Source organism: Psychrobacillus sp. AK 1817 (assembly GCF_008807035.1).
Classification (GTDB): domain Bacteria; phylum Bacillota; class Bacilli; order Bacillales_A; family Planococcaceae; genus Psychrobacillus; species Psychrobacillus faecigallinarum.
The window spans coordinates 3,346,362-3,367,825 of record NZ_CP031739.1; the positions used below are offsets into that span (position 1 = coordinate 3,346,362).

The window sequence follows — 21,464 nt, forward strand, 5'->3', positions numbered from 1 at the left end:
ATAGAAAAACCAGCTTCTATTGTGAGAAGCTGGCTACATTAACTATTCTAATATTTTTATTGTTACGTTTTTACGTCCCCATTTATAAGCTTCACTTGTAGTCGAGAAAAATACGTCGATTTTATTTCCTTTAATGGCTGATCCGGTATCGCCTGCTACAGCGTAACCATAGCCCTCCACGTGAACTTTAGTTCCAATCGGAATTACATCTGGGTCAACAGCTATGACTTTAACGTCTGGGTTCTTCTTAAGATTGATACCAGAGCTAGTTATTCCTGTACAACCATTACACTTGGCAGTAAATGCACTTGCTGACACCGTGAATTCCTTTACTACTTTATCACTAGTATTAGTTCTAGAAGGTGTTTTGGATTTTTCTTTAGATGTAGGAGTTATTGATAGTTTCTGGTTTGGCTTAATATCGTCTGTAGTTAAGTTATTCCATGTTTTTAAGTTTTTAATAGAAACTTTATATGTCTTAGAAATTTTGTATAATGTTTCTCCTTTTTTTACTGTGTGAGTTGTTGTTGCTGCGAAAGCAACATTTACTCCACTGACCAATAGTACTATTGTAATGATAAGTGATCCTAATATTTTCTTCAAATACACTATCCCCCTGCTATTTAGTCTAAACATATAGTATCAGTTGAATGTTACAAGTGTATTACAAGGGATTACCATTATCATTACAATTGACAGTATTTTCAGTAAAAATATAAAAAACGGAAAAAACATGCTACCAAACCTTTTTGCCGAGTACATCTAATAGGTCTTATTCATTATTTCGACCAGTCAATAAGACCGGTGAATACAGTAGTAGCAGGACCGGTCATGTATACAGTGTCAGCTGTATAACGAATAATCAGTTCTCCGCCTATTAGTTTGACATGGATATCAGTATTTTTATCGCAATATCCATTTAACACAGAAGCAACCACTGCTGCACAAGCTCCTGTTCCGCATGCCAAAGTTTCTCCACTTCCGCGCTCCCAAACTCGCATTTGTATAACATTTCGATTCTCGATTTGAATAAACTCAGTATTCACACCCTCTGGAAACATAGGGTGATGTTCAAATTTTGGTCCAATAGTTGGGAGGTCTAGTAGGTGAATGTCGTCACTGAATATTACACCATGGGGATTGCCCATAGATACTGGGGTTATAGAATACGTATGATCTTCAATGGTGATTGGATAATTAACCTGCATAGTCTGGTCCTTGACTACAATAGGGATATTGAAAGGTTCTAATATGGCCTGCCCCATATCTACAGTAGCAGACTTCATTTTCCCATTCTCTATATGTAATTCAATCTTTTTCAATCCGCTCAGTGTTTCTATATGAAGAGTTTCTTTTCGTACGATGTCGTTGTCATACACATATTTCGCTACACAACGGATGGCATTTCCGCACATTTTCCCTTCACTGCCATCTATATTGAACATCCGCATTTTTGCATCTGCCACATCAGAAGGGCATATTAAAACAATTCCATCTCCGCCTATGCCAAAATGACGATTGGAAATATCCTTGCTTAATGCTTCGGGATTTTCTATTTTATTTTCAAAGCAATTGATATAAATGTAATCATTTCCACAGCCATGCATTTTCGTAAAAGGTATCATCATTTTTTAGCCTTCTTCCAGTTGTGATTTGTTCTATTATAAGTTTGAGGAAGTTAAGTGGTCAACATGACTGGTATATTCATTTTATGTAAAATGTTCATATTGTATATTTTAGGTAATTTGAATAAAATAACCAATATGGTTAATTAGATAATTTGAAAGGGGAGTGCTCGTATTAAAGAGTTTGTCGTTTATCAAAGTAAAAGAAAACAGTTAATGTTTGTTTTGATGGGAATTCTGATGGTTGTGACTTGTGTATTTCTTCTTATTACAAGTTTCGAAGAGGATAATTTTCAAAAGTTAGTCCTTATGGGAATTGGTGGTATAGGGACAATATTTTTTGGCTTTTGCTTGGGCTTTATTATCAAGCAACTAATCGTAGGGAAAAAACTAGTCGTTGTAAATGAGGAAGGATTTTATGATTTTTCTTCAGCGATTGCTAGTAAGCAACTTGTGGAATGGGGAGGTGTTAGAGAAATAGGTATTTTCTCGATATCAGGACAGTCCTTTATTACAGTACACTTATTTGATGGAGATGCTTACATAGAATCACTGCCTTCCATTAAAAGAGGGGCTATACGTGCTAACCTAAGATTAGGCTCTGGTCATATTAATATTAATATATCAACAGCAAAAGGTGTAACAATAGAAGAGTTGCTACAAGTGATGAGCGATTTTTACTTAGCATATTTAAAGCAATTACCAGAAGTTGAGGTAGAAACAGTCAGGTCATAATATTTTAAAGACTCAAATGAGGCTTTCATATAAGAACCTACCCTCTGAAGTCAAATGGAGAAAAGAAAGGTACGTCACGTTTATCTTTTCTCCATTTACTTACTTGGGGAAAACGCACTTGAATTTTATTTATGGAGTTTTAACACTAAATGTGTCTCCACCTTTAATTGTTCCATTTTCAAAGCCTTTATAGAACCATTTCTTCCGCTGTTCTGATGTTCCATGGGTGAAGCTTTCAGGTACCACATAGCCACGAGCTCTTTTTTGAATAGTGTCGTCTCCAACGGCACTAGCTGCAGTCAGTGCTTCCTCTAAATCGCCCTCTTCTAGTAAATCCATTCCTTGAGCATGCTTTGCCCAAACCCCTGAGTAATAATCAGCCTGCAGCTCGAAGCGAACAGAATATTGATTGTATTCCTCTTCACTTAACTCTTGTCTAAGGGAGGATAGCTCATTGCTTTTACCTAGAAGGGTTTGAACATGGTGTCCAACCTCATGCGCTATAACGTATGCCATTGCAAAATCTCCTGGGGCATTGAACTGCGTTTGAAGCTCCTTGTAGAAGCTTAAGTCTATGTAAAGCTTTTGATCACCCGGACAATAAAACGGACCTACAGAAGCACCAGCTGTTCCACAGGCAGAATTTACACTATTCGTATATAAAACAAGTGTTGGTTCCTCATATTTAAGTCCGTTTTCTTGAAAGATTTTTGTCCATACCTTTTCTGTGTCTGCTAATACAACCGAAACAAATTCAACAAGCTCTTTTTCCTCTTCAGTTTCCTCATAAGGAACCGAGCTGTTAGTTGTTTCGTTACCGCCTAAATTTCCTAACAGCTCATCGGGATTTCCTCCGAGTAGCGTAACTAATAGTACTATAATTAATCCGAAACCACCGCCAATACCAGCTATTGCTTTTCCGCCACTCATTCCACGACGGTCCTCTACGTTTGAACTCCGTGTACGACCTCTATATTTCATACCCTTCACCGCCTATTTAAATTCTTCTATATTCTTATACCCATTTAGCTAAAAGAATAGGCATCCAAATGATGGTGTTTGAATTATAATGAAGGAAAGGGGGATATGATTATGTTGATAAAGCCGAAAATGCTTCAACCGGGAGATAAGATTGCAACCATTAGTCTATCGTGGGGTGGAGCAGGAGAACCTGATTTAAGATGGAGATATGAGCAAGGTGTAGAAAGATTAGAAAAGGTATTTGGCTTGGAAGTAGTAGCTATGCCAAATAGTTTGAAGGGATCAAATTATTTATATGAAAGTCCACAGGCACGTGCAGAGGATTTGATGAATGCATTTAAGGATACATCGATAAAAGGAATTGTATCGAATATTGGAGGCAGTGATAGCATAAGATTGCTACCTTACATAGATTTTGAAGTAATCCGAGAAAACCCTAAAGTTTTTATTGGATATTCCGATGCTACTGTGACCCATTTATTTTGTCATAATGCAGGGATTACTTCTTTTTATGGGCCAGCTATTCTGACTGATTTTGCAGAGAATGTAGAGATGCATGAATACACCATAGAATCTTTGAAAAAGACGCTATTCTCTAATGAAGTGATTGGAGAAATTAAACCGTCACCATTGTGGACTAGTCAACGATTGGAATGGGCTATTGAAAATAAGTATATAAGCCGTGAGATGAATGAAGATGAAAAAGGCTACGAATTGCTGCAGGGTAAAGGTATTGTAAATGGCAGACTAATCGGTGGCTGTATTGAGGTGTTGGAGTTTGCGAAAGGCACTTCGCTTTGGCCAGATAAATCTTATTTCAAGGATTCTATACTATTTTTTGAAACCACTGAGGATTTACCTCTTCCATCTAATATCGAATACTGGCTTCGAAATTATGGAACCCAAGGGATACTGCAAGAAGTAAAAGGTATTATTTTTGCAAAGCCTCAGCACGAAAAGTATTATGAAGAATACAAAGAATCCATTATTACGATTATGAATGAGCTTGGATTAAATGATTTGCCGATTTTATATAATTTAAACTTTGGCCATACAGAACCTAAATTTGTTATACCATATGGAGCAATGGCAGAAATTAATTGTGAGGAAGTAAAGTTTTCAATTATAGATAGTGGAGTTGAGTAATAGATGTCTTCTTATGTAGTTGTGGGTGGTGGAATCCTTGGCGCTTCCACCGCCTATCATCTTGCAAAAAACGGTGTGAAAGTAACTTTGGTTGATCGTCAGGACAAAGGTCAAGCCTCAGCAGCCGCAGCAGGAATTATATGTCCATGGATTTCTCAGAGAAGAAATAAAAAATGGTACGAGCTTGTGAAAAATGGCGCTAAATATTATAAACAGCTAGTGATAGAGCTAGAGGAACTAGGTGAAACTGCTACAGGTTATAAGCAAGTAGGAGCTATTGCTCTACAAAATGATGAAAAAAAACTGCAAAAAATGTTAGAAAGAGCAATGGAGAAAAGAATAGATGCACCTGAAATTGGGGAGTTGAGAATCCTATCTCCGTTAGAAACGAAAGAAAAATTTCCTATCATCTCAGAGGATTACCATTCACTTTATGTGGAAGGAGCAGCTCGAGTAGATGGTATGGCAATGAGAGATGCTTTAACTAGTGCTGCAAAAAAACTAGGAGCAGAGGTCGTATATGGCGATGCTGTATGGAAGGACAATAAGCTATTTATAGACGAGATGGCCATAAATGCAGAAGCAATTATACTCACCAGTGGGGCTTGGGGAAATGAGATTCCCTCTGTATTAGGTTTAGATTTAAATGTGACCTTTCAAAAGGCGCAAATAATGCATTTCCAATTAGAGAATTTGTCTACTGGAGAATGGTCAGTCGTTCTGCCTCCAACCAATCAATATATGCTAGCCTTTGAAAATGGACAAGTGGTAGCAGGCTCTACTTATGAAGAGCATACTGGTTATGATATTAGGGTAACAGAAGAAGGTAAAAAAGAACTGCTAGAAAATGCATTTAGTATTGCAAAAAGCCTAAAAGATGAGAAAATAAAGGAAGTAAGAGTTGGTTTTCGTCCATATACGCCTGACTTTTTACCTGTATTTGGTAAATTGAATGGGCAGGACGGTATTTATTTTGCAAACGGTTTAGGGGCTTCTGGTTTAACGGCTGGACCATTCGTTGGTTCGGAACTAGCTAAACTAGTATTAGGAAAAGAAACAGTGCTGGATCCTGAAAAATATACACCTAATTAGACTAGGCGTGGGGGAAGAGAAATGAGTTACTTACAAACAGAAGAAGTTAATGACATGACCGTAGTGGAAGCTTTGGAAAAAAACTTGGCAATTATTCGTTTTGATATGGATCGCCGAGTGGCATTTGTAAATGAGAATTTTGCGAAAGAACTTAAGTATACAGTAAGTGAAGTAATGGGGATGCATCACCGAGAATTCTGCTTTCCAAGCTTTGTGAACAGTCCGTCGTATGAAAAGCTTTGGAAGGATCTGTTTGCAGGTAAGTCATTTTTTAATAAGGTAGAAAGAAAAGACAAGCATGGCAAAAGTGTGTTTCTAGAAGCTTCTTATATGCCTATTTTTGGTAGTAATGGCAAGGTGCTTGGCGTCACCAAAGTAGCTACTAACGTAACGGAGCGCCACCAAATTTTAATGGGTGTCACAGAAGAGCTGAAGCATATGTCTGAGAATTTGAGCAACCGAGCAGAAGTAGGTATTAAAAGAAGTGAAAATCTTCTGGAAAGAATAGATGAAATCGCTGCTGGTTCTAAGGAAAACACCACTACATTAGATAATCTGCAAAAACAGGCCGATTCGATTAAAGGAATAGTTCAGACCATTAGAGAGATTGCTGCACAAACTAATCTTTTAGCATTGAATGCAGCAATTGAGGCAGCAAGAGCTGGAGAGCATGGACGTGGTTTTAATGTAGTAGCTCAAGAGGTTCGTAAGCTAGCTGGAAGAGTTGAGGCTTCCATCGTAGAAGTAAGAGAAAATATTGAAGGAATAGCGAAGCAGGTCGATAAGGTAACTGCGAGCAATAGCTACTCGCAGACAGTTATAGAAAAAAGCCAACAGGAGATACGAACTGCATTAGACGAGTTCAAGGATATTTCTACTGCTTCTGAAAAGCTCGAAAATCAGACTGCGGAATTCAGCAAACTTATTTAAAATTGTTTATAAGAAGAGGAACTTCAGCTAAATCTTCAATCACATAATCGGCAGAAGGAGCAGGCCAGTATTCATCCCTTTTCCAAATTGTTTTGAGTCCGACTGTTTTCGCAGCAATTATGTCGTTCGCAGGGTGATCGCCGATATATACAGCTTCTTCTGCTTTAACACTAAGCTGCCTAAGAGCCTTTTCAAAAATGCGAGGATTGGGTTTTTTCATTTCCTCCCATTCAGAAATTAATATAGTATCAAAATAAGTATTGATTTTTAAAGAAATAATATTATTCATTTGAAACTGTCCCTTTCCATTGCTGATTATTCCGAGCGATAGGGACAGTTTTTTTAATTGCTCTAGCATGGATATTAGATTGGGAAAGGGTACACAATATGTATGGAAGTTAGTTATGTAATGATTTAATAATTCTTGTTGGGAGATGCTCTGAATATTAAATTCTTGAATTAGAGATGCATAGACGAAATCTTTCCAAATATAACCTCGATTATCTAATTCTATAAAACGAGTACAGAAATCTTCCTTTTGAATATGGTCAAAGTGTGTATGAAGTTCGTCGTATTGACTAGAAATAAACCTTTTTAATGACTCATCTCTATTCAACATAGTACCATCTAAATCAAAAATCACGGCTTTGATCAATATATATACACTCCTTATTGTTTAATGATGATATAAAAACATGATACACTAGTATGTGCTAAAGGAGGTGACGTTTTTGAGTGAGTACTCCATTATTTATATTGAAGTTAAGCGAGAAATTGACTTCTATTTTCAGATGCAGCATATAGAATCTAGCTTTACGTTGCAGATGGACGGAAGGGAGATTGTCTCTGCTCAGCATCAATTTAAGTTCCAAAATGTTCACGACATATCCCACAAGCCCTTTTCATTTGGAGGGGGAATCTTATATTTGCATACCAATCAAGGCGTCTTTTCCTACAATATTAAAGAGAACCCCGCTTACTTTATAGAAGCCTTCAAAACATTAAAATCTTCATTCCATTAGAAACCAACCAAAACACATGACCTATTCATGTGTTTTTAAATTGCCTTTAATTGTTACAGGTGCCTGGCACCTGTAACAATACATGTAACAATACATGTAACAATTGAAATATATGAACAGAATTTTAAGAATGATAGAACTTTTTTATATTATTGTAAAAGAATTTTTCCGTGCTATAATGAGAGCATTCAAATAGTACCTACTCGTATAATCTCAGGAATATGGCCTGCAAGTTTCTACCGACTTACCGTAAACAAGTCGACTATGAGTGACAATGGATAAAGGAATTGGGACACAATAGTGTAACCATTTCTTTTATTATTCGATTAATAACTCGAATGACATTGCTCCACTCGTAAGGATGGAGCTTTGTCATTCGAGTTTTTTTGTATCTCAAATATAAGGAAAGAAGGAATTCCATTGAAATTATTAAAGGATAAAATTGTAGAAGAAGGTAAGGTTTTATCGAAAGATGTTTTAAAGGTGGATGCATTTTTAAATCATCAGATTGATCCTGTAATTATTAAAGCTATAGGAGAAGAGATAGCAGATCGCTTTGCAGAAGCTGGAATAACAAAAATTTTAACGATTGAATCTTCAGGGATTGCTCCTTCTATGTTTGCAGGTTTAGAGCTTGGTGTTTCTGTTGTATTTGCAAGGAAAAGTAAGTCTGTGACCCTTTCCGGAAATTTGCTTACTTCTAAAGTTCATTCCTTTACTAAAAATGTGACAAGCGATATTTCGGTATCTAAGGATTTTCTTCAAGAGGGTGACGTTGTGTTAATCATCGATGACTTCCTTGCTAATGGACAAGCAGTTCTCGGATTGCTTGAGATTATTGATCAGGCTGGAGCAACTACAGCTGGTGTTGGAATTGTGATTGAAAAAGGATTCCAACCAGGAGGAAAACTAATTCGTGAAAAAGGTATTCGTGTAGAATCTCTTGCTATCATTAAATCCTTGGAAAATGGGACTGTAGAATTTCTAGAAGGAACACCTACATATGAATAATATATTTAAAAATACTACACTTGGATTACAGCATGTGCTTGCTATGTATGCCGGAGCAGTAATTGTTCCGCTAATCGTAGGGGGAGCTCTTGGTCTTAGTTCAGAGGAATTAACATATTTAGTTGCCATTGACATTCTAATGTCTGGTGTCGCGACCATTTTGCAAGTTATGAGCAATCGATTTTTCGGTATTGGTTTGCCAGTCGTGCTAGGATGTACATTTACTGCAGTAGGACCAATGATTGCAATTGGAGGAGAATACGGAATATCTTCTATTTATGGTGCTATTATTGTTTCCGGAATAGTTGTTATTTTAATCAGCGGCTTTTTTGGTAAGCTAGTTAGGTTCTTCCCACCAGTAGTAACTGGTTCAGTAGTAACTATTATAGGAATCACCCTAATCCCTGTAGCTATTAACAACATGGGTGGTGGCGATGGGGCAGAGGATTTCGGTTCCATTCAAAACGTTCTATTATCATTTGGTACATTAATATTTATTGTATTGTTATACCGTTTCTCTACTGGTTTTATAAAAGCTATTTCTATATTAATAGGTATTATTGGAGGAACAGTTGCTGCTTATTTTATGGGTATTTTAGACTTTACTGCGGTAAAAGAAGCTGATGTGTTCCATATGATCCAGCCATTATATTTTGGGATGCCGACTTTTGAGTGGTCTCCTATTATTACCATGACATTAGTAGCTATTGTTTCATTAGTAGAGTCAACTGGGGTATATTTTGCTCTAGGGGATATGCTAAATAAAAAAATTCAAAAGGAAGACTTAACTAAAGGGTATCGTGCTGAAGGAATTGCTGTTTTACTAGGCGGTATCTTTAACTCGTTTCCATATACTACATTTTCACAAAATGTTGGGCTTATGCAAATCTCTGGTGTTAAAACACGTAAAATTATTTACATCGCGGGTGGGATGCTAATATTCCTAGGATTTATACCTAAGATTTCTTCCCTTACTACCATTATTCCAGAGGCAGTATTAGGAGGGGCTATGATTGCCATGTTTGGTATGATTGTTTCTCAAGGAATTAAGATGCTAAGTACTATTATTGCAGACTCAGAATCACCTGATAATGCAATGATTATTGCATGTTCAATAGGTATCGGCTTAGGAGTTACGGTAGTACCTGACTTATTTGTGTCCTTACCTGACAGTGTGCAAATTTTGACGAGTAACGGAATTGTGGCAGGAAGCTTCACAGCTATCGTATTGAATATATTATTTAATATGATCCCTACTAGAAAGAAAATATAATAGATTCAGAATAATCAATGCTTCTCCTCCAATAATGCTGTATGATAAAAATAACAACATGTATTGGAGGAGTATTTATGTTAGTCACTACAACGCCTACTATTGAAGGAAAAACAATTGAAACGTATCATGGCATAGTGTCTGGAGAGGCCATTATGGGAGCAAATGTCGTACGAGATCTCTTTGCCTCAGTTACAGATATTGTTGGAGGTAGAAGCTCTGCCTATGAAAATAAATTATCCCAAGGTCGTGAAATTGCAATAGAGGACATGAAGACCCTTGCTAGCAAGTTTGGAGCTAATGCTGTAATTGGTGTAGATCTTGATTTTGAAACAATCCGTGAGGGCATGATGATGTGTGTGGCAACTGGAACTGCCGTTACATACAGAGACTAATTGGTTACAGTCAAAAGTCGTAAACCCATCCTAGGGTTTATGACTTTTTTATTTTTGCCGAGTTCTTTCTTCCTAATAAAATCAGATCAAACTTAATAGATATAGTCTGCTATATTTTTTAAAATACTATAGAACTATATAAAAATCTATTCCGTATGTCGAAATAATATGGGAGATAGCGTTTAATTTATAATTTGAGAGGTAAACATCATGAGAATTAGAGATTGGAATCGTAGTTTACAGGTTCGTTTATTTGGTGAATTTTTTAGTAATTTAAGCTTTTGGATGGTCTTTCCGTTTTTAGCTATATACTTTGCGGATGAGTTTGGGGCAAGTATGGCAGGATTGCTGCTTGTCATATCCCAAATATTTTCCGTTGGTGCTAATTTAATCGGTGGTTATTGTGCGGACCGATTTGGTAGAAGGACGATGTTATTTTTTTCTGCAACCGCAGAAGGTTTTGCTTTTATTTTATTTGCCTTCGCCAATTCACCTTGGTATGAATCACCGACACTTAGCTTCGTAGCCTTCACTATCGCAGGTATGTGTGGTTCATTTTATCACCCGGCAAGTCAAGCAATTGTTGCTGATGTTGTGCCAGAAAAGGATCGCAGTACGGTTTTTTCCGTATTCTATACATCTATTAATATATCTGTCGTAATTGGACCGATAGTAGGGGCAGTCCTATTCTTTAATCATCGCTTTTTATTGCTTTTAGTATCAGGTATTCTCTTCTGTTTAGTAGGCTTAGCATTACGTTTTCTGACGGAGGAAACATTACCAGATGAGGTAAAACAACAGTTAAAAGAAAGTGGCGGAAACGGCTGGGTTCAAGTAGTGCTCAACCAAGTGAAGGCATACGGATTGATAGTAAAGGACAAAGTGTTTTTCCTATTTATAATAGCTGGGATTTTGCTAGCGCAGACGTATATGCAGCTAGATATGCTTATTCCTGTTTATATGAAGGATGCCATTGATGTCCAGGTTCTTGGTAATTTATTTGGCAGGGAATGGACAATTACTGGAGAAGGTTCTTTCGGTATTCTGTTATCTGAAAACGGCTTATTAGTAGTCATTTTCACGGTGTTTGTAACTCGTTGGATGACGAAATATCCAGAACACAAGGTATTCTTTTTTTCGTCGCTCTTATATGCTATTGCTATGCTCATCTTCCCAATGACTGCTAACTTCTGGGTTTTCCTGTTTGCTATGGCTGTGTTTACATTAGGAGAACTAGCTACAGTAGGATTGCAGGAAAGCTTTGTATCAAAGCTTGCACCAGAGGATATGCGGGGTCAATACTTTGCGGCAGCTAGCTTACGATACACAATAGGCAGAACAATTGCCCCGCTTGTTTTACCACTTGTTACTTGGATCGGTTTCACTTGGACGTTTGTTATACTAGCAGTACTGGCACTGCTTAGTGGGTTCATATATCTGCTTACGTTCAAGGAATATTATAAAAGACAAGCGAAAAATAATTAAGTTGAAGGGTACTTGTTATATAGTGGTAAGAGCGAGGAAGATAAGCCTTCACTAATATGTAAGAGAAGGAGAGGGCTTTTCGCTCTCTCTTTTTCATTTTCCGATAAATTGGACAAGGGCTGGTCTCCATTGGAGACCAGCCCTTGATTTTGTATGAGGTAAAACATAATCTTTGAATTTTTAAATTTCATCCCGAATGTTCGGGGAATAATTTCCATGAAAGACTTAAGCTTTCAATGCCGCGGTAAATTGTTCCACTGGTTGTCTTCTAACCTAAGCAACGTAAACCCTTCCTGCTTTTACGTCCTTGCGACCCTATAGTCGCTCCAGTGTGAATAAGTATGTTCAAAAACACGTTAGTAGAATGCCAGATTTCTCTTTTATGTCCTACCTAAATTGTTAACAACCTATAATATATCATATTTGTTATTGATGGTCAACAAAATTGTGATAAACTATTCTAAACTATAACAAGGTTGGTGGGAATATGGAAGTTTGGGACATGCTAAATAATTTTAGAGAGAGAACAGGGATGACTCATATTCGAGGTGAAGAAATGGAGGAGGGTACATTTCATGAAGTAGTCCATGTTTGGATTATGAATGATGAAGATCAGCTTTTGATTCAAAAACGTCAGCCATGGAAAAAGGGATGGCCGAATATGTGGGATTGCGCAGCTGCAGGCTCAGTTTTGACAGGAGAAACTACTGAAATTGCAGCAGTGCGAGAAACAAAGGAAGAGCTAGGAATTGATATAGATCTGGAGCAGGCAGATATTTTATTTACGGTCAAATTTCCTAGGGGCTTTGATGACAATTACCTAATAAGAAAGAACGTGAAGATAGAGGATTTAATGCTTCAATACGAGGAAGTGGCAGATGCCAAATGGGCAACTATAGAGGAAATTAGAGAAATGGTTAACCGAGGAGAGTTTATCGCTTATCACATATTAGAAAATGTCTTTGAAATAATTGAATCGAAAATTTCCTTGAGAAAAGCAAAGATGGAAGATGCTGAAGAACTATATGAACTTCAAAAACAAGTTTTCTTACCACTTTATACAAAATATGAGGATCATCAAACAACCCCTGCATTGCAAAGCTTTGAAAGATTCAATGAGCGCCTACTTCAAGGGACATTTTATAAGATTTTAGAGGCTGGTAAATTAGCTGGTAGTGTACATGTGTACAAAACAGCGCCAAATATCATGCGATTACATATGATTAATATTTTAGATAGTTATCAGGGAAGAGGGCTGGCTCAGAACGTGATGAAACGTCTAGAAATGATTTATCCAGAGATTAACAGCTGGGAGCTTGATACAATTCTTCAAGAAGAAAGAAATTGTTATTTATATGAAAAGATGGGCTATGTTCGAAATGGTAAACAAAAGGTTCTCAACGAAAAAATGACCATTATTTCCTACGAAAAGCATGTTGGTCTTGCCCAATTACAATCATTATAGGAGAAGAAGCGATGCCAGAAATTAACCATCAAACGTATATCAAAGCAAGTATAGATAAAGTATATAAAACTCTTTCAACTGCAGAAGGTTGGAACGCTTGGTTCACCAATCAAACTTCTCTTCATATGGAGCAAGACGGCACGGGGGAAATTCGCTTAAAATGGGATGGATTTGGTCAGGAAAAGCTGGAACTAGAGGATGGCGGTAGAATTTTGAGAGCTGTTAGGGACGAATCCTTTGTTTTCCAGTGGTCTCCGGGCGAGTTGGTCACGACCGTGGAATTTAAATTAGAACCGTATCAAAAAGGAACACTTATTATGTTGAAAGAAGTGGGCTATTCCAATTCAGACAAGGATATAAAAGCATGCATTAACTGTGCGGTGGGATGGGGAGAGGCCATGACGCTTCTTAAAATATATTTGGAAGAGGGAATTGTATACAAGGAAGATTTGTAAGGATTAATTATTTGAACACCTTTATTTAAAAGCAAAGCTTAAGCGTAGACAATGTTGAAACTAAGACTTTGTCTACGCTCACCGGATGTCATTTTAATAATTATCCTATTGTTACAGATGCAAAAAATTCCTGATATAACTCTTGAAGAATTTTGTTTTCATTGCTTTGATGAACGCCAAAGGAAAGGCTGACCTCCGATGATCCTTGATTGATCATTTCGATATTAGCACCAGTCCTAGCGATTGCAGTAGCAGCTCTAGCAGCAAGTCCTGTACTATTGTTCATTCCTTCTCCAACTATTACAATCATGGAAAACTCGTGACGGAAGTGAGCATCCTCTGCATGCAGCTCCTCCGTAACCCTTTTTATGATTCTATTTTCTTTTTCAGGTGTCAGTTGGTGGCTTCGGAAGATAACCGATATATCATCTAACCCAGAAGGAGTATGCTCATAGGAAATATGCTCTTCCTCTAAAATTTGTAGTAGCTTACGCCCAAAACCAATTTCCCGGTTCATCAAATATTTACTTACATATAGAATAGAAAATCCACTGTCTGCGGAAATTCCAGTAATCGGGCGACGATTAACTTTTCGGGAAGAAACAATTTTCGTACCAGGTGCCGATGGATTGTTCGTATTCTTAATGCAAACGGGAATTTTAGCCTTATAAACAGGCATTAATGCCTCGTCATGAAACACAGAGAATCCAGCATAAGAAAGCTCGCGCATTTCCCGATATGTAATTTCCTCGATTTCAACTGGACAGTTCACTACCTTAGGGTTGGCGCAAAAAACAGAATCTACGTCTGTGAAATTCTCATAAAGTTCCGCTTTTACGGATGCAGCTAAAATTGATCCGGTTATATCTGAACCACCTCTTTCAAATGTACGGAGCAATCCATCCTTCGTGTAGCCAAAAAATCCTGGGAAAACAATTACTTCTGCTGTATTTTGTAAGTTATTTTGAAGATTTTCGTAAGCTTCTGGCAAGGCAATCGCCCGTTCAGGAAAGTCATTAATCACCAATCCTGCTGATTTAGGACACATATATCTTGCTGGGATACCGATACTAGTGAAATAAGTAGAAATTAGCTTCGCATTATTGTCCTCTCCACTGGCTTTAATAGAGTCTACAAATAATTCCTTATTTGAATGATCCATAGAAAGCCTGGATTGCAAATCCTTCTCAATCACATCACAAATGAGCAATTCTAAGTTCAGCCCTAACGCAATTTCCTTATACCGGTCTATTACAGCGTGTAGGCATTGCTCTGTATTTTCTCCATTTAAAGCTACGTAGGCAAGGTTAATCAATAAGTCTGTCACCTTCAGATCTTGTTCGAAACGTTTGCCAGGAGCAGAAACCACTACATATTTTCTTTTGGAATCAGCTTCTATGATGCTAGCGACCTTTTTAATTTGTTCTGCGCTAGCTACTGAAGTGCCTCCAAATTTACTTACGATCATCTCATCAAATCCTTACTTTTATGTTTGTTTGTATTTATGGAAAAAACAAATGATTTTATACAGTGTACAAATTTTAAACTTATACGTCAATATGTAAGGCTTAATTTCTTTAAAATAATCACTCATAATATGTATGATTAATTTTTTAAACTTAATATAGTTCGTGTTTTGGTTGCGTTTTACTAAAAATGTCAAAGTTACAACACAAAAAAATTATAAATACGAATGATTAAATATTTTTTTATTTTTGAAAATAGCTTTATATCAAGGTTTATAAGCGTTGTAAAAAAATGATAGCGTTTCCAAGTTTTCAAACTATATTGACAACTGAAAATAACCTAAGTATGATAGGTTTAATTCAATAAGCGTTAAACGATTTTGACAGAGATAAGCTTTGCATTTTGTAAATCTACAGAGAGCTGATGGTTGGTGCAAATCAGTGATTTCGTATGTGGAGTAGCACTCTTGAATCGGTGAACTGAAAAAAGTAGGCTCATCCGTGAATGCGCGTTAAGCATATGAACTAAGAGGCTGCAGAACGTTTGCAGTAAATTTGGGTGGTACCGCGTGAGTTTTTTAGCTCTTCGCCCCTTACATTTTATGTAGGGGACGAAGGGCTTTTTTGTTTTTAAAAATAAGGAGGAGAAAAATTATGCTTCAAGATCAAACCATTTTACGTATTCCAGGACCTAGTCCAATTCCACCAAGTGTGCAAAGAGCCATGAACCAATCAATGATTGGTCACCGGGGCAAGGAAACCTCGGATATGCTTAAGAAAATTGCTCCAGGCTTGAAAAAAGTTTTTGGCACGACTCAAGAAGTCGCCATTATTGCAGGGAGTGGAACAGCTGGACTAGAAACGGCAGTTGTAAATGTCGTGAAGCCAGGAGAGGAAGTGCTTGTTGTCGTAACAGGTGCCTTTGGAGATCGTTTCACTAAAATATGCGAAGCGTTTAACATTAAAGTTCACGTATTGAATGTTGAGTGGGGAAAGGCATTAAACCCTGAAGAAATAAAGGCTTTTCTAGCAGGGCATCCAGAAATAAAAGTAGTCTTTTCAACTTATTGCGAGACATCTACTGGAGTATTAAATCCAATTGATAAGCTAGCTTTAGCAGTTCAAGAGGTTTCAGATGCATTAATAGTGGTAGATGGAGTTTCTTGTGTGGGAGGAGTAGAAACAAAAATGGATGAGTGGGGAATCGATGTAATGGTAACTGGTTCTCAAAAGGCATTCATGCTTCCAGCAGGATTAACCTTTGTAGCTGCTAGCGAAAAAGCTTGGAAAGTCATTGAAGAAAACGATCAGCCTAGATTTTATTTAAGTCTAAAAAAATATAGAGATAATTTATTGAAAGATACTACACCGTTTACACCTGCTTTGTCATTGTTATTTGGGCTGGAGCAAGTTTTAAGTTTATTAGAAGCAGAGGGGCTAAACAATGTATATTCTCGACATGCACTAATGAAGGATATGACACGCGCTGCTTTCAAAGCATTAGGCATACCTTTATTGACTTCAGATGAAGATGCTTCTCCAACAGTTACTGCGGTTCAACCGGAAGATTTTGATGCAGAGGAGTTCCGTAAGATTCTGAAAAAAGAATTTGCTATTTCTATTGCAGGAGGCCAGCAGCATTTAACCGGCAAGATTTTCCGCATTGGGCATATGGGATATTGCTCTCCAGCAGACCAGTTACAAATCATTAGTGCAATTGAGGTAGCTCTTAAGAAACTAGGTAAGAATATCGAGCTTGGAAAAGGTACAGCGGCAGCACAGCAAGTCTATTTGGCTCAATAAAAGACTTAATCATTTCAAAGATAAAGGAGAAGAAGATCATGGCATACAATATTTTAATCAGTGACCCACTTAGTGAGGATGGTATTTTTCCATTAAGAGAAGCAGATGGCTTTAATATAGTAGTAGATACAGACTTAACTCCCGATCAACTAGCAGAAAAAATTGGTGAATTCGATGCGTTGCTTGTACGTAGTCAAACTCAAGTTACCCGTGAAATCATCGAAAAAGCAACAAATTTAAAAATTATTGGTCGCGCAGGGGTGGGTGTAGACAATATTGATCTACCTTCAGCAACTGAGCGCGGAATTATTGTAGTTAATGCACCAGATGGCAACACAAACTCTGCAGCTGAGCATACTATTGCAATGTTAATGTCTCTTGCCCGTAAGATTCCACAAGCATTCCATTCATTGAAAAATAAGAAATGGGATCGTAAAACTTATATTGGGGTAGAGGTAAAGAACAAAACATTAGGTGTCGTTGGATTTGGTAGAATCGGTCAAGAGGTTGCGGTTCGTGCGAAAGGTCAACGAATGAATGTAATTGCTTATGACCCTTTCTTAACTCCCGAAAAAGCAGAAAAGCTAGGTGTGCAATTTGGTACGGTTGAGGATGTAATTAAAGCGGCTGATTTTATCACCATACATACTCCATTACTAAAAGAAACACGCCATCTCATTAATAAAGATGCATTTGCAAAAATGAAAGATGGTGTACAAATCATCAACTGTGCTCGTGGAGGAATTATTGATGAAGAGGCTTTATACGATGCAATCTTGTCAGGCAAGGTTGCCGGAGCAGCACTAGATGTGTTTGAAGAAGAACCATTCGTAGAACATAAACTTTTAACATTGCCGCAGGTCATTGCTACTCCTCACTTAGGGGCGAGTACAGTAGAAGCACAAGAAATTGTAGCAATAGACGTGTCATATGATGTAGTAAGCTTTTTAACAGAAGGAATAGTCAAAAATCCAGTTAACTTGTCCTCTGTACCGAAAGACGTATTAGCAAAAATTGAGCCATACTTCAATCTTACTGAACAGTTGGGCTCATTTCTCAGCGACTTAACTGAAGGCCCTCCAGAAGAAATAAATATTACTTATGCTGGAGAGCTCGCTAATTTTGATGCGCGACCATTATCCCGCAATGCGGTAAAAGGTCTGTTGAAAAGCAAACTAGGTGAATCTGTTAATGACGTAAACGCTAAGTTCCTTGCGGATCGGCTAGGAATAACAGTAAATGAATTAAAAACTCCAAAATCAAAAGGATTTACTAGTCTCATTACTGTAGAAGTGAAAACGGCTACAGGGTCAAGAAAAGTTTCTGGTACATTATTAAATGGACTTGGTGGACGTATCGTTCGTGTAGATGATTTCATCGTAGATGTTGTGCCTGCTGGGTATTTATTGTTTATCCGTCATAAAGACCAGCCTGGTGCAATTGGACGTGTAGGTATGCTGCTTGCAGAGGAAGGTATCAACATTGCAACTATGCAGGTTGGACGCTCAGAGGTCGGTGGAGATGCAATCATGATGCTTACTATTGACAAACATGTAGAAGTTAAGGGAATTGAGAAATTAAAAGCACTAGCAGATATATATGATGCAACTCCAATTGATTTGTAAGATGGTAGATTTCCGCTTTAGTCGGACGCTTTCCGTGGGGTGAGCGTTAAGCCATCACCGTCGCTTACGCGTCGTTAGTGATGGCTTATCTGTCTCCCTGATCCCACCGGAGTCGCCGCCTGCTGCTCCAATCATGGAGTGCGAAGTAAGGGAAGAAGTAGTGTGAATTCATTCATGAATAAATTACATGATTATGAGAATCGATCCACTACATTTTATATGATATGTATAAACAATAAATGGTAGATTTCCGCTTTAGTCGGACGCTTTCCGTGGGGTGAGCGATAAGCCATCACCGTCGCTTACGCGTCGTTAGTGATGGCTTATCTGTCTCCCTGATCCCACCGGAGTCGCCGCCTGCTGCTCCAATCATGGAGTGCGAAGTAAGGGAAGAAGTAGTATGAATTCATTCATGAATAATAAATTACGAACCAATACATTAGGAGATTAGTATAAATGACTATTTAGACAAGCTTCTAGCAAATCATTGGCGTATTGTTTCAAAATGTCTAGTGACATTATAGTTGGTAACCCAATGTTATGGTATTAACTTTAAAATCCTATGTAATTACATTAATTTTGGAAAGCGAATATTAAATTAAAACACCCGTTAGCTTAACAAGTAAACACTAATTTTCAACTATTTTGTTTTCTGTTCCATTTACAATTCTCTTTATATTTTGTCTATGCAGAATGATTATTGATAAGCTTATTAGTAGAGAAAGTGCTATCATAACTTTATCTTCAAATATAAGACTGTAAATGAATAATGCTATACTAGCCAACATTGAACTTAGTGATACATATTTAGTAAATAGCAAAGTTAACACAAAAACAACAAAACCAACAAAAACACCTGAAGGAATCAAAAACAAAAAAACTCCAGTTGCTGTCGCAACAGCCTTTCCTCCTTTAAAACTAGCAAAAACAGAAAATATGTGCCCTAATATGGCTAATAAACCAGATACAATAGGGTTAACTGTAGAACCAAGTATTAGGGGAAGTAAACAAGCAAATGTACCTTTTAATATATCAGCAATTGCAACAATTACTCCTGCTTTTATGCCTAAAACTCTATAAGCATTAGTTGCACCAAGATTACCACCCGTAATCACGAATATCTTTCTTATAAAATATTTTGCCGATTACTAAAGCAAAAGAGATTGAACCAATTAAATAACTTAGAATCAAAGTTAAAATGTTCAAAGTGTTATCTCCTTACATAGTTTGTTAAGTAAGTATTTCTATTTATTGCACATGATTTCCTGCAATCCATCTTACATTACCTGCTGCGTTAGTTCAAAATAATTTTCACCTTACAATATATCAATTCTTACTGGAGCAAAGCACTATATTTACTACCCGCAACGATTTCCTTGGCACCCTTTTTTGTCCATTCCAAAATAGAAATATCTGGATTATTTTCAATATAACTTTCAGTGATTAGATAACCTATTTTGTAATTCGAGAATCTCGGAATATCTTTACGTTTATTGCCATAAACCAATTTATCGTAAATAATAAAATCCATAGATTTGCCATATACGCTTAATTCTTCTAACACCTTAGCCTCTTCATCATTAGATAATGGCTCTTTCCAAATGACTTTTGTTTCAGGGTATACAATACTTGCAAAGGAATCTGCTTTACCTTCCTGCATGGTTAAATCTAAAATGTTATACTCGATTGGTACACTATTATGCAAAATATTAACCGTATGATGATACTCGTGAGCCACCGCATACTTTACGGTTTCTTCTGAAACGGATGGGTCAATCATAAGCAAAAAATCACTTTCAGAAAATGTCATCCCACTCAATCCTCCCCCTGTATTAATGAGATGCCATTCCTCAGGATTAACTGGAAAAATATAAATATTTGTATCTTTACCTGATAACAGTTCTGCCGATTTCAATATGGCTTCCTCTATCCACTTATTAATTTGTTCTTGATTTTCAAGTAGCTCATTCGTATTTTTTTTTAACTGTTCTATTTCCAAAGATGGTGAAAGCGGGTCGCCTAATGTTATATCATTAATAGAAGATTGCTCCTTAAACGGTACTAATACATACTTTGTATAGATAGATTTTTTATCAAGCTCAGGATTCTCACTAATTGTTGTTGCGTATTCCATCACTTCATCGAAAAATGAAATAATTTTAAACTCCTGTCCTTTATATGAAAAATGGTAAGTAGTTTCCATAGAAGTATTTTTATCATCCACTATCTCATGTTTCTTTTCCTGTATTCCTTTGTTTTGTTCTTCACCATCTATACAACCCGGTATAAAAAAAACAAGTAACAGTAAATTTGATAATTTTATCAAACGTCTCATTCTATCCCCCATGTCCTTTTCTAAGATACAGAAAAGGATTTATATATCATTGATACTCTTCTTCCACTAAACCGCTCCTCGTGGCCAAATATTTACATACATTAACTTATTCAATACAATCGCAATAAAACCTTCTTATTGAACTAAACTGCACCGTTAGTTCAATAAGGATGTTTCTTCATTACTACTTTTAAAGAAACCCTCTGTATACAAATGGTCCTCTTCAGCATCTACATTTGGGTACTTAGTAAAAACTGATTCAAACTCACCACTATCGGTAAGGTAATCAATGACTTCAACAATTCGTTCTCTAGTTGCAATATCAATTAGAACCATATCGCTTGCTTGAAAGTATGTTCCATTCATACATTCGCCTGTCTGTTCATTTTTCTCTCTTAGTGACTGAATGTTTTTGTATGTGAAAAATGTTGCCATCCAAACAGAACGGTCTGGAAGAGTCACTTTGACATCAGTATTTACATCCTCAACATCCCATTCTTTAGATTCCCACTCTTCGGCTTCTATCCATATATTTCGATTGCTCTTTTCTATCATAATAATTCCACCTTTTAATTAGTTATTACACCTATGCTTGTTCAACTGACCTGCCCGGTTAGTTC

The 21,464-nt window shown here is 37.0% G+C and carries 20 protein-coding genes, 1 pseudogene, 1 riboswitch and 1 other annotated feature; of the genes and pseudogenes, 13 read left to right on the forward strand and 8 right to left on the reverse strand.

From position 1 onward, the window contains the following. Positions 1-42: 42 nt before the first annotated feature. Positions 43-603 (reverse strand): 3D domain-containing protein, encoded by a 561-nt coding sequence (locus D0S48_RS16685; protein ID WP_225321636.1) that lies wholly within the window; start codon positions 601-603, stop codon positions 43-45. A gap of 176 nt (positions 604-779) precedes the next feature. Then, positions 780-1,628 carry a diaminopimelate epimerase gene (dapF, locus tag D0S48_RS16690; RefSeq protein ID WP_151112846.1) on the reverse strand — a complete coding sequence of 283 codons (849 nt, stop codon included), beginning with the start codon at positions 1,626-1,628 and terminating at the stop codon, positions 780-782. A gap of 171 nt (positions 1,629-1,799) precedes the next feature. Here dapF and D0S48_RS16695 point away from each other — a divergent pair, with 171 nt between their 5' ends. Then, positions 1,800-2,360, forward strand: a complete 561-nt coding sequence (locus D0S48_RS16695; protein WP_305076200.1) for an STM3941 family protein — start codon at positions 1,800-1,802, stop codon at positions 2,358-2,360. A gap of 129 nt (positions 2,361-2,489) precedes the next feature. Here the strand turns inward: D0S48_RS16695 and D0S48_RS16700 are convergent, their stop codons facing one another. Continuing rightward, entirely contained in the window at positions 2,490-3,341 is an 852-nt protein-coding gene (locus D0S48_RS16700) for a KPN_02809 family neutral zinc metallopeptidase (RefSeq protein WP_151112855.1), read from the reverse strand. Between the two features lie 111 nt (positions 3,342-3,452). Here D0S48_RS16700 and D0S48_RS16705 point away from each other — a divergent pair, with 111 nt between their 5' ends. Genes D0S48_RS16705 through D0S48_RS21205 form a run of 3 tightly spaced genes read left to right on the forward strand, consistent with a single transcriptional unit; the run spans position 3,453 to position 6,509 of the window. After that, entirely contained in the window at positions 3,453-4,487 is a 1,035-nt protein-coding gene (locus tag D0S48_RS16705) for a S66 family peptidase (RefSeq protein WP_151112857.1), read from the forward strand. 3 nt (positions 4,488-4,490) lie between these two features. Beyond that, complete coding sequence (locus D0S48_RS16710; RefSeq protein WP_151112859.1) at positions 4,491-5,579, forward strand: NAD(P)/FAD-dependent oxidoreductase; 1,089 nt, start codon at positions 4,491-4,493, stop codon at positions 5,577-5,579. A gap of 21 nt (positions 5,580-5,600) precedes the next feature. Then, positions 5,601-6,509 carry a methyl-accepting chemotaxis protein gene (locus tag D0S48_RS21205; RefSeq protein ID WP_151112861.1) on the forward strand — a complete coding sequence of 303 codons (909 nt, stop codon included), beginning with the start codon at positions 5,601-5,603 and terminating at the stop codon, positions 6,507-6,509. On the opposite strand, the gene D0S48_RS16720 is transcribed toward D0S48_RS21205, so the two are convergent. Beyond that, complete coding sequence (locus tag D0S48_RS16720) at positions 6,502-7,164, reverse strand: HAD family hydrolase (RefSeq protein WP_151112863.1); 663 nt, start codon at positions 7,162-7,164, stop codon at positions 6,502-6,504. The two genes, D0S48_RS21205 and D0S48_RS16720, sit on opposite strands and share 8 nt — an antisense overlap. 76 nt (positions 7,165-7,240) lie before the next feature. On the opposite strand from D0S48_RS16720, the gene D0S48_RS16725 reads away from it, so the two are divergent. The 7 genes from D0S48_RS16725 to D0S48_RS16755 all read left to right on the forward strand — a co-directional run bounded on the left by D0S48_RS16725 (position 7,241) and on the right by D0S48_RS16755 (position 13,615). Then, positions 7,241-7,531 (forward strand): hypothetical protein, encoded by a 291-nt coding sequence (locus D0S48_RS16725; RefSeq protein ID WP_151112865.1) that lies wholly within the window; start codon positions 7,241-7,243, stop codon positions 7,529-7,531. A 183-nt stretch (positions 7,532-7,714) separates the two neighbouring features. Next, a riboswitch (purine riboswitch) is annotated at positions 7,715-7,816 on the forward strand. A 135-nt stretch (positions 7,817-7,951) separates the two neighbouring features. Beyond that, a complete protein-coding gene (locus D0S48_RS16730) occupies positions 7,952-8,542 on the forward strand; it encodes a xanthine phosphoribosyltransferase (protein WP_144541217.1) in 591 nt (196 codons plus the stop codon). Beyond that, complete coding sequence (locus tag D0S48_RS16735; RefSeq protein ID WP_151112867.1) at positions 8,535-9,815, forward strand: nucleobase:cation symporter-2 family protein; 1,281 nt, start codon at positions 8,535-8,537, stop codon at positions 9,813-9,815. The genes D0S48_RS16730 and D0S48_RS16735 overlap by 8 nt, the downstream gene beginning before the upstream one ends. A gap of 77 nt (positions 9,816-9,892) precedes the next feature. Next, positions 9,893-10,210 (forward strand): YbjQ family protein, encoded by a 318-nt coding sequence (locus tag D0S48_RS16740; RefSeq protein ID WP_144541213.1) that lies wholly within the window; start codon positions 9,893-9,895, stop codon positions 10,208-10,210. A gap of 210 nt (positions 10,211-10,420) precedes the next feature. After that, a complete protein-coding gene (locus tag D0S48_RS16745) occupies positions 10,421-11,695 on the forward strand; it encodes an MDR family MFS transporter (protein ID WP_144541211.1) in 1,275 nt (424 codons plus the stop codon). A gap of 502 nt (positions 11,696-12,197) precedes the next feature. Then, entirely contained in the window at positions 12,198-13,160 is a 963-nt protein-coding gene (locus D0S48_RS20730) for a GNAT family N-acetyltransferase (protein ID WP_225321637.1), read from the forward strand. Between the two features lie 11 nt (positions 13,161-13,171). Continuing rightward, positions 13,172-13,615, forward strand: a complete 444-nt coding sequence (locus D0S48_RS16755; RefSeq protein WP_144541207.1) for an SRPBCC family protein — start codon at positions 13,172-13,174, stop codon at positions 13,613-13,615. A 100-nt stretch (positions 13,616-13,715) separates the two neighbouring features. Here the strand turns inward: D0S48_RS16755 and D0S48_RS16760 are convergent, their stop codons facing one another. After that, positions 13,716-15,083 carry an aspartate kinase gene (locus D0S48_RS16760; protein WP_151112869.1) on the reverse strand — a complete coding sequence of 456 codons (1,368 nt, stop codon included), beginning with the start codon at positions 15,081-15,083 and terminating at the stop codon, positions 13,716-13,718. Positions 15,084-15,452: 369 nt separating this feature from the next. After that, positions 15,453-15,678, forward strand: a binding site (T-box leader). Positions 15,679-15,735: 57 nt separating this feature from the next. Here D0S48_RS16760 and D0S48_RS16765 point away from each other — a divergent pair. Next, positions 15,736-16,884 carry a pyridoxal-phosphate-dependent aminotransferase family protein gene (locus tag D0S48_RS16765; protein WP_151112871.1) on the forward strand — a complete coding sequence of 383 codons (1,149 nt, stop codon included), beginning with the start codon at positions 15,736-15,738 and terminating at the stop codon, positions 16,882-16,884. Between the two features lie 38 nt (positions 16,885-16,922). Then, positions 16,923-18,509, forward strand: coding sequence for a phosphoglycerate dehydrogenase (gene serA, locus D0S48_RS16770; protein ID WP_144541201.1), 1,587 nt, complete (start codon positions 16,923-16,925; stop codon positions 18,507-18,509). 629 nt (positions 18,510-19,138) lie between these two features. Here serA and plsY read toward each other — a convergent pair. From plsY to D0S48_RS16785, 3 genes and pseudogenes are all read right to left on the reverse strand, one after another. Next, positions 19,139-19,715: pseudogene (gene plsY, locus D0S48_RS16775) on the reverse strand (glycerol-3-phosphate 1-O-acyltransferase PlsY). 127 nt (positions 19,716-19,842) lie between these two features. After that, complete coding sequence (locus tag D0S48_RS16780) at positions 19,843-20,844, reverse strand: DUF2268 domain-containing putative Zn-dependent protease (protein WP_191963824.1); 1,002 nt, start codon at positions 20,842-20,844, stop codon at positions 19,843-19,845. A gap of 156 nt (positions 20,845-21,000) precedes the next feature. After that, complete coding sequence (locus D0S48_RS16785; protein WP_151112875.1) at positions 21,001-21,399, reverse strand: hypothetical protein; 399 nt, start codon at positions 21,397-21,399, stop codon at positions 21,001-21,003. Positions 21,400-21,464 lie beyond the last annotated feature (65 nt).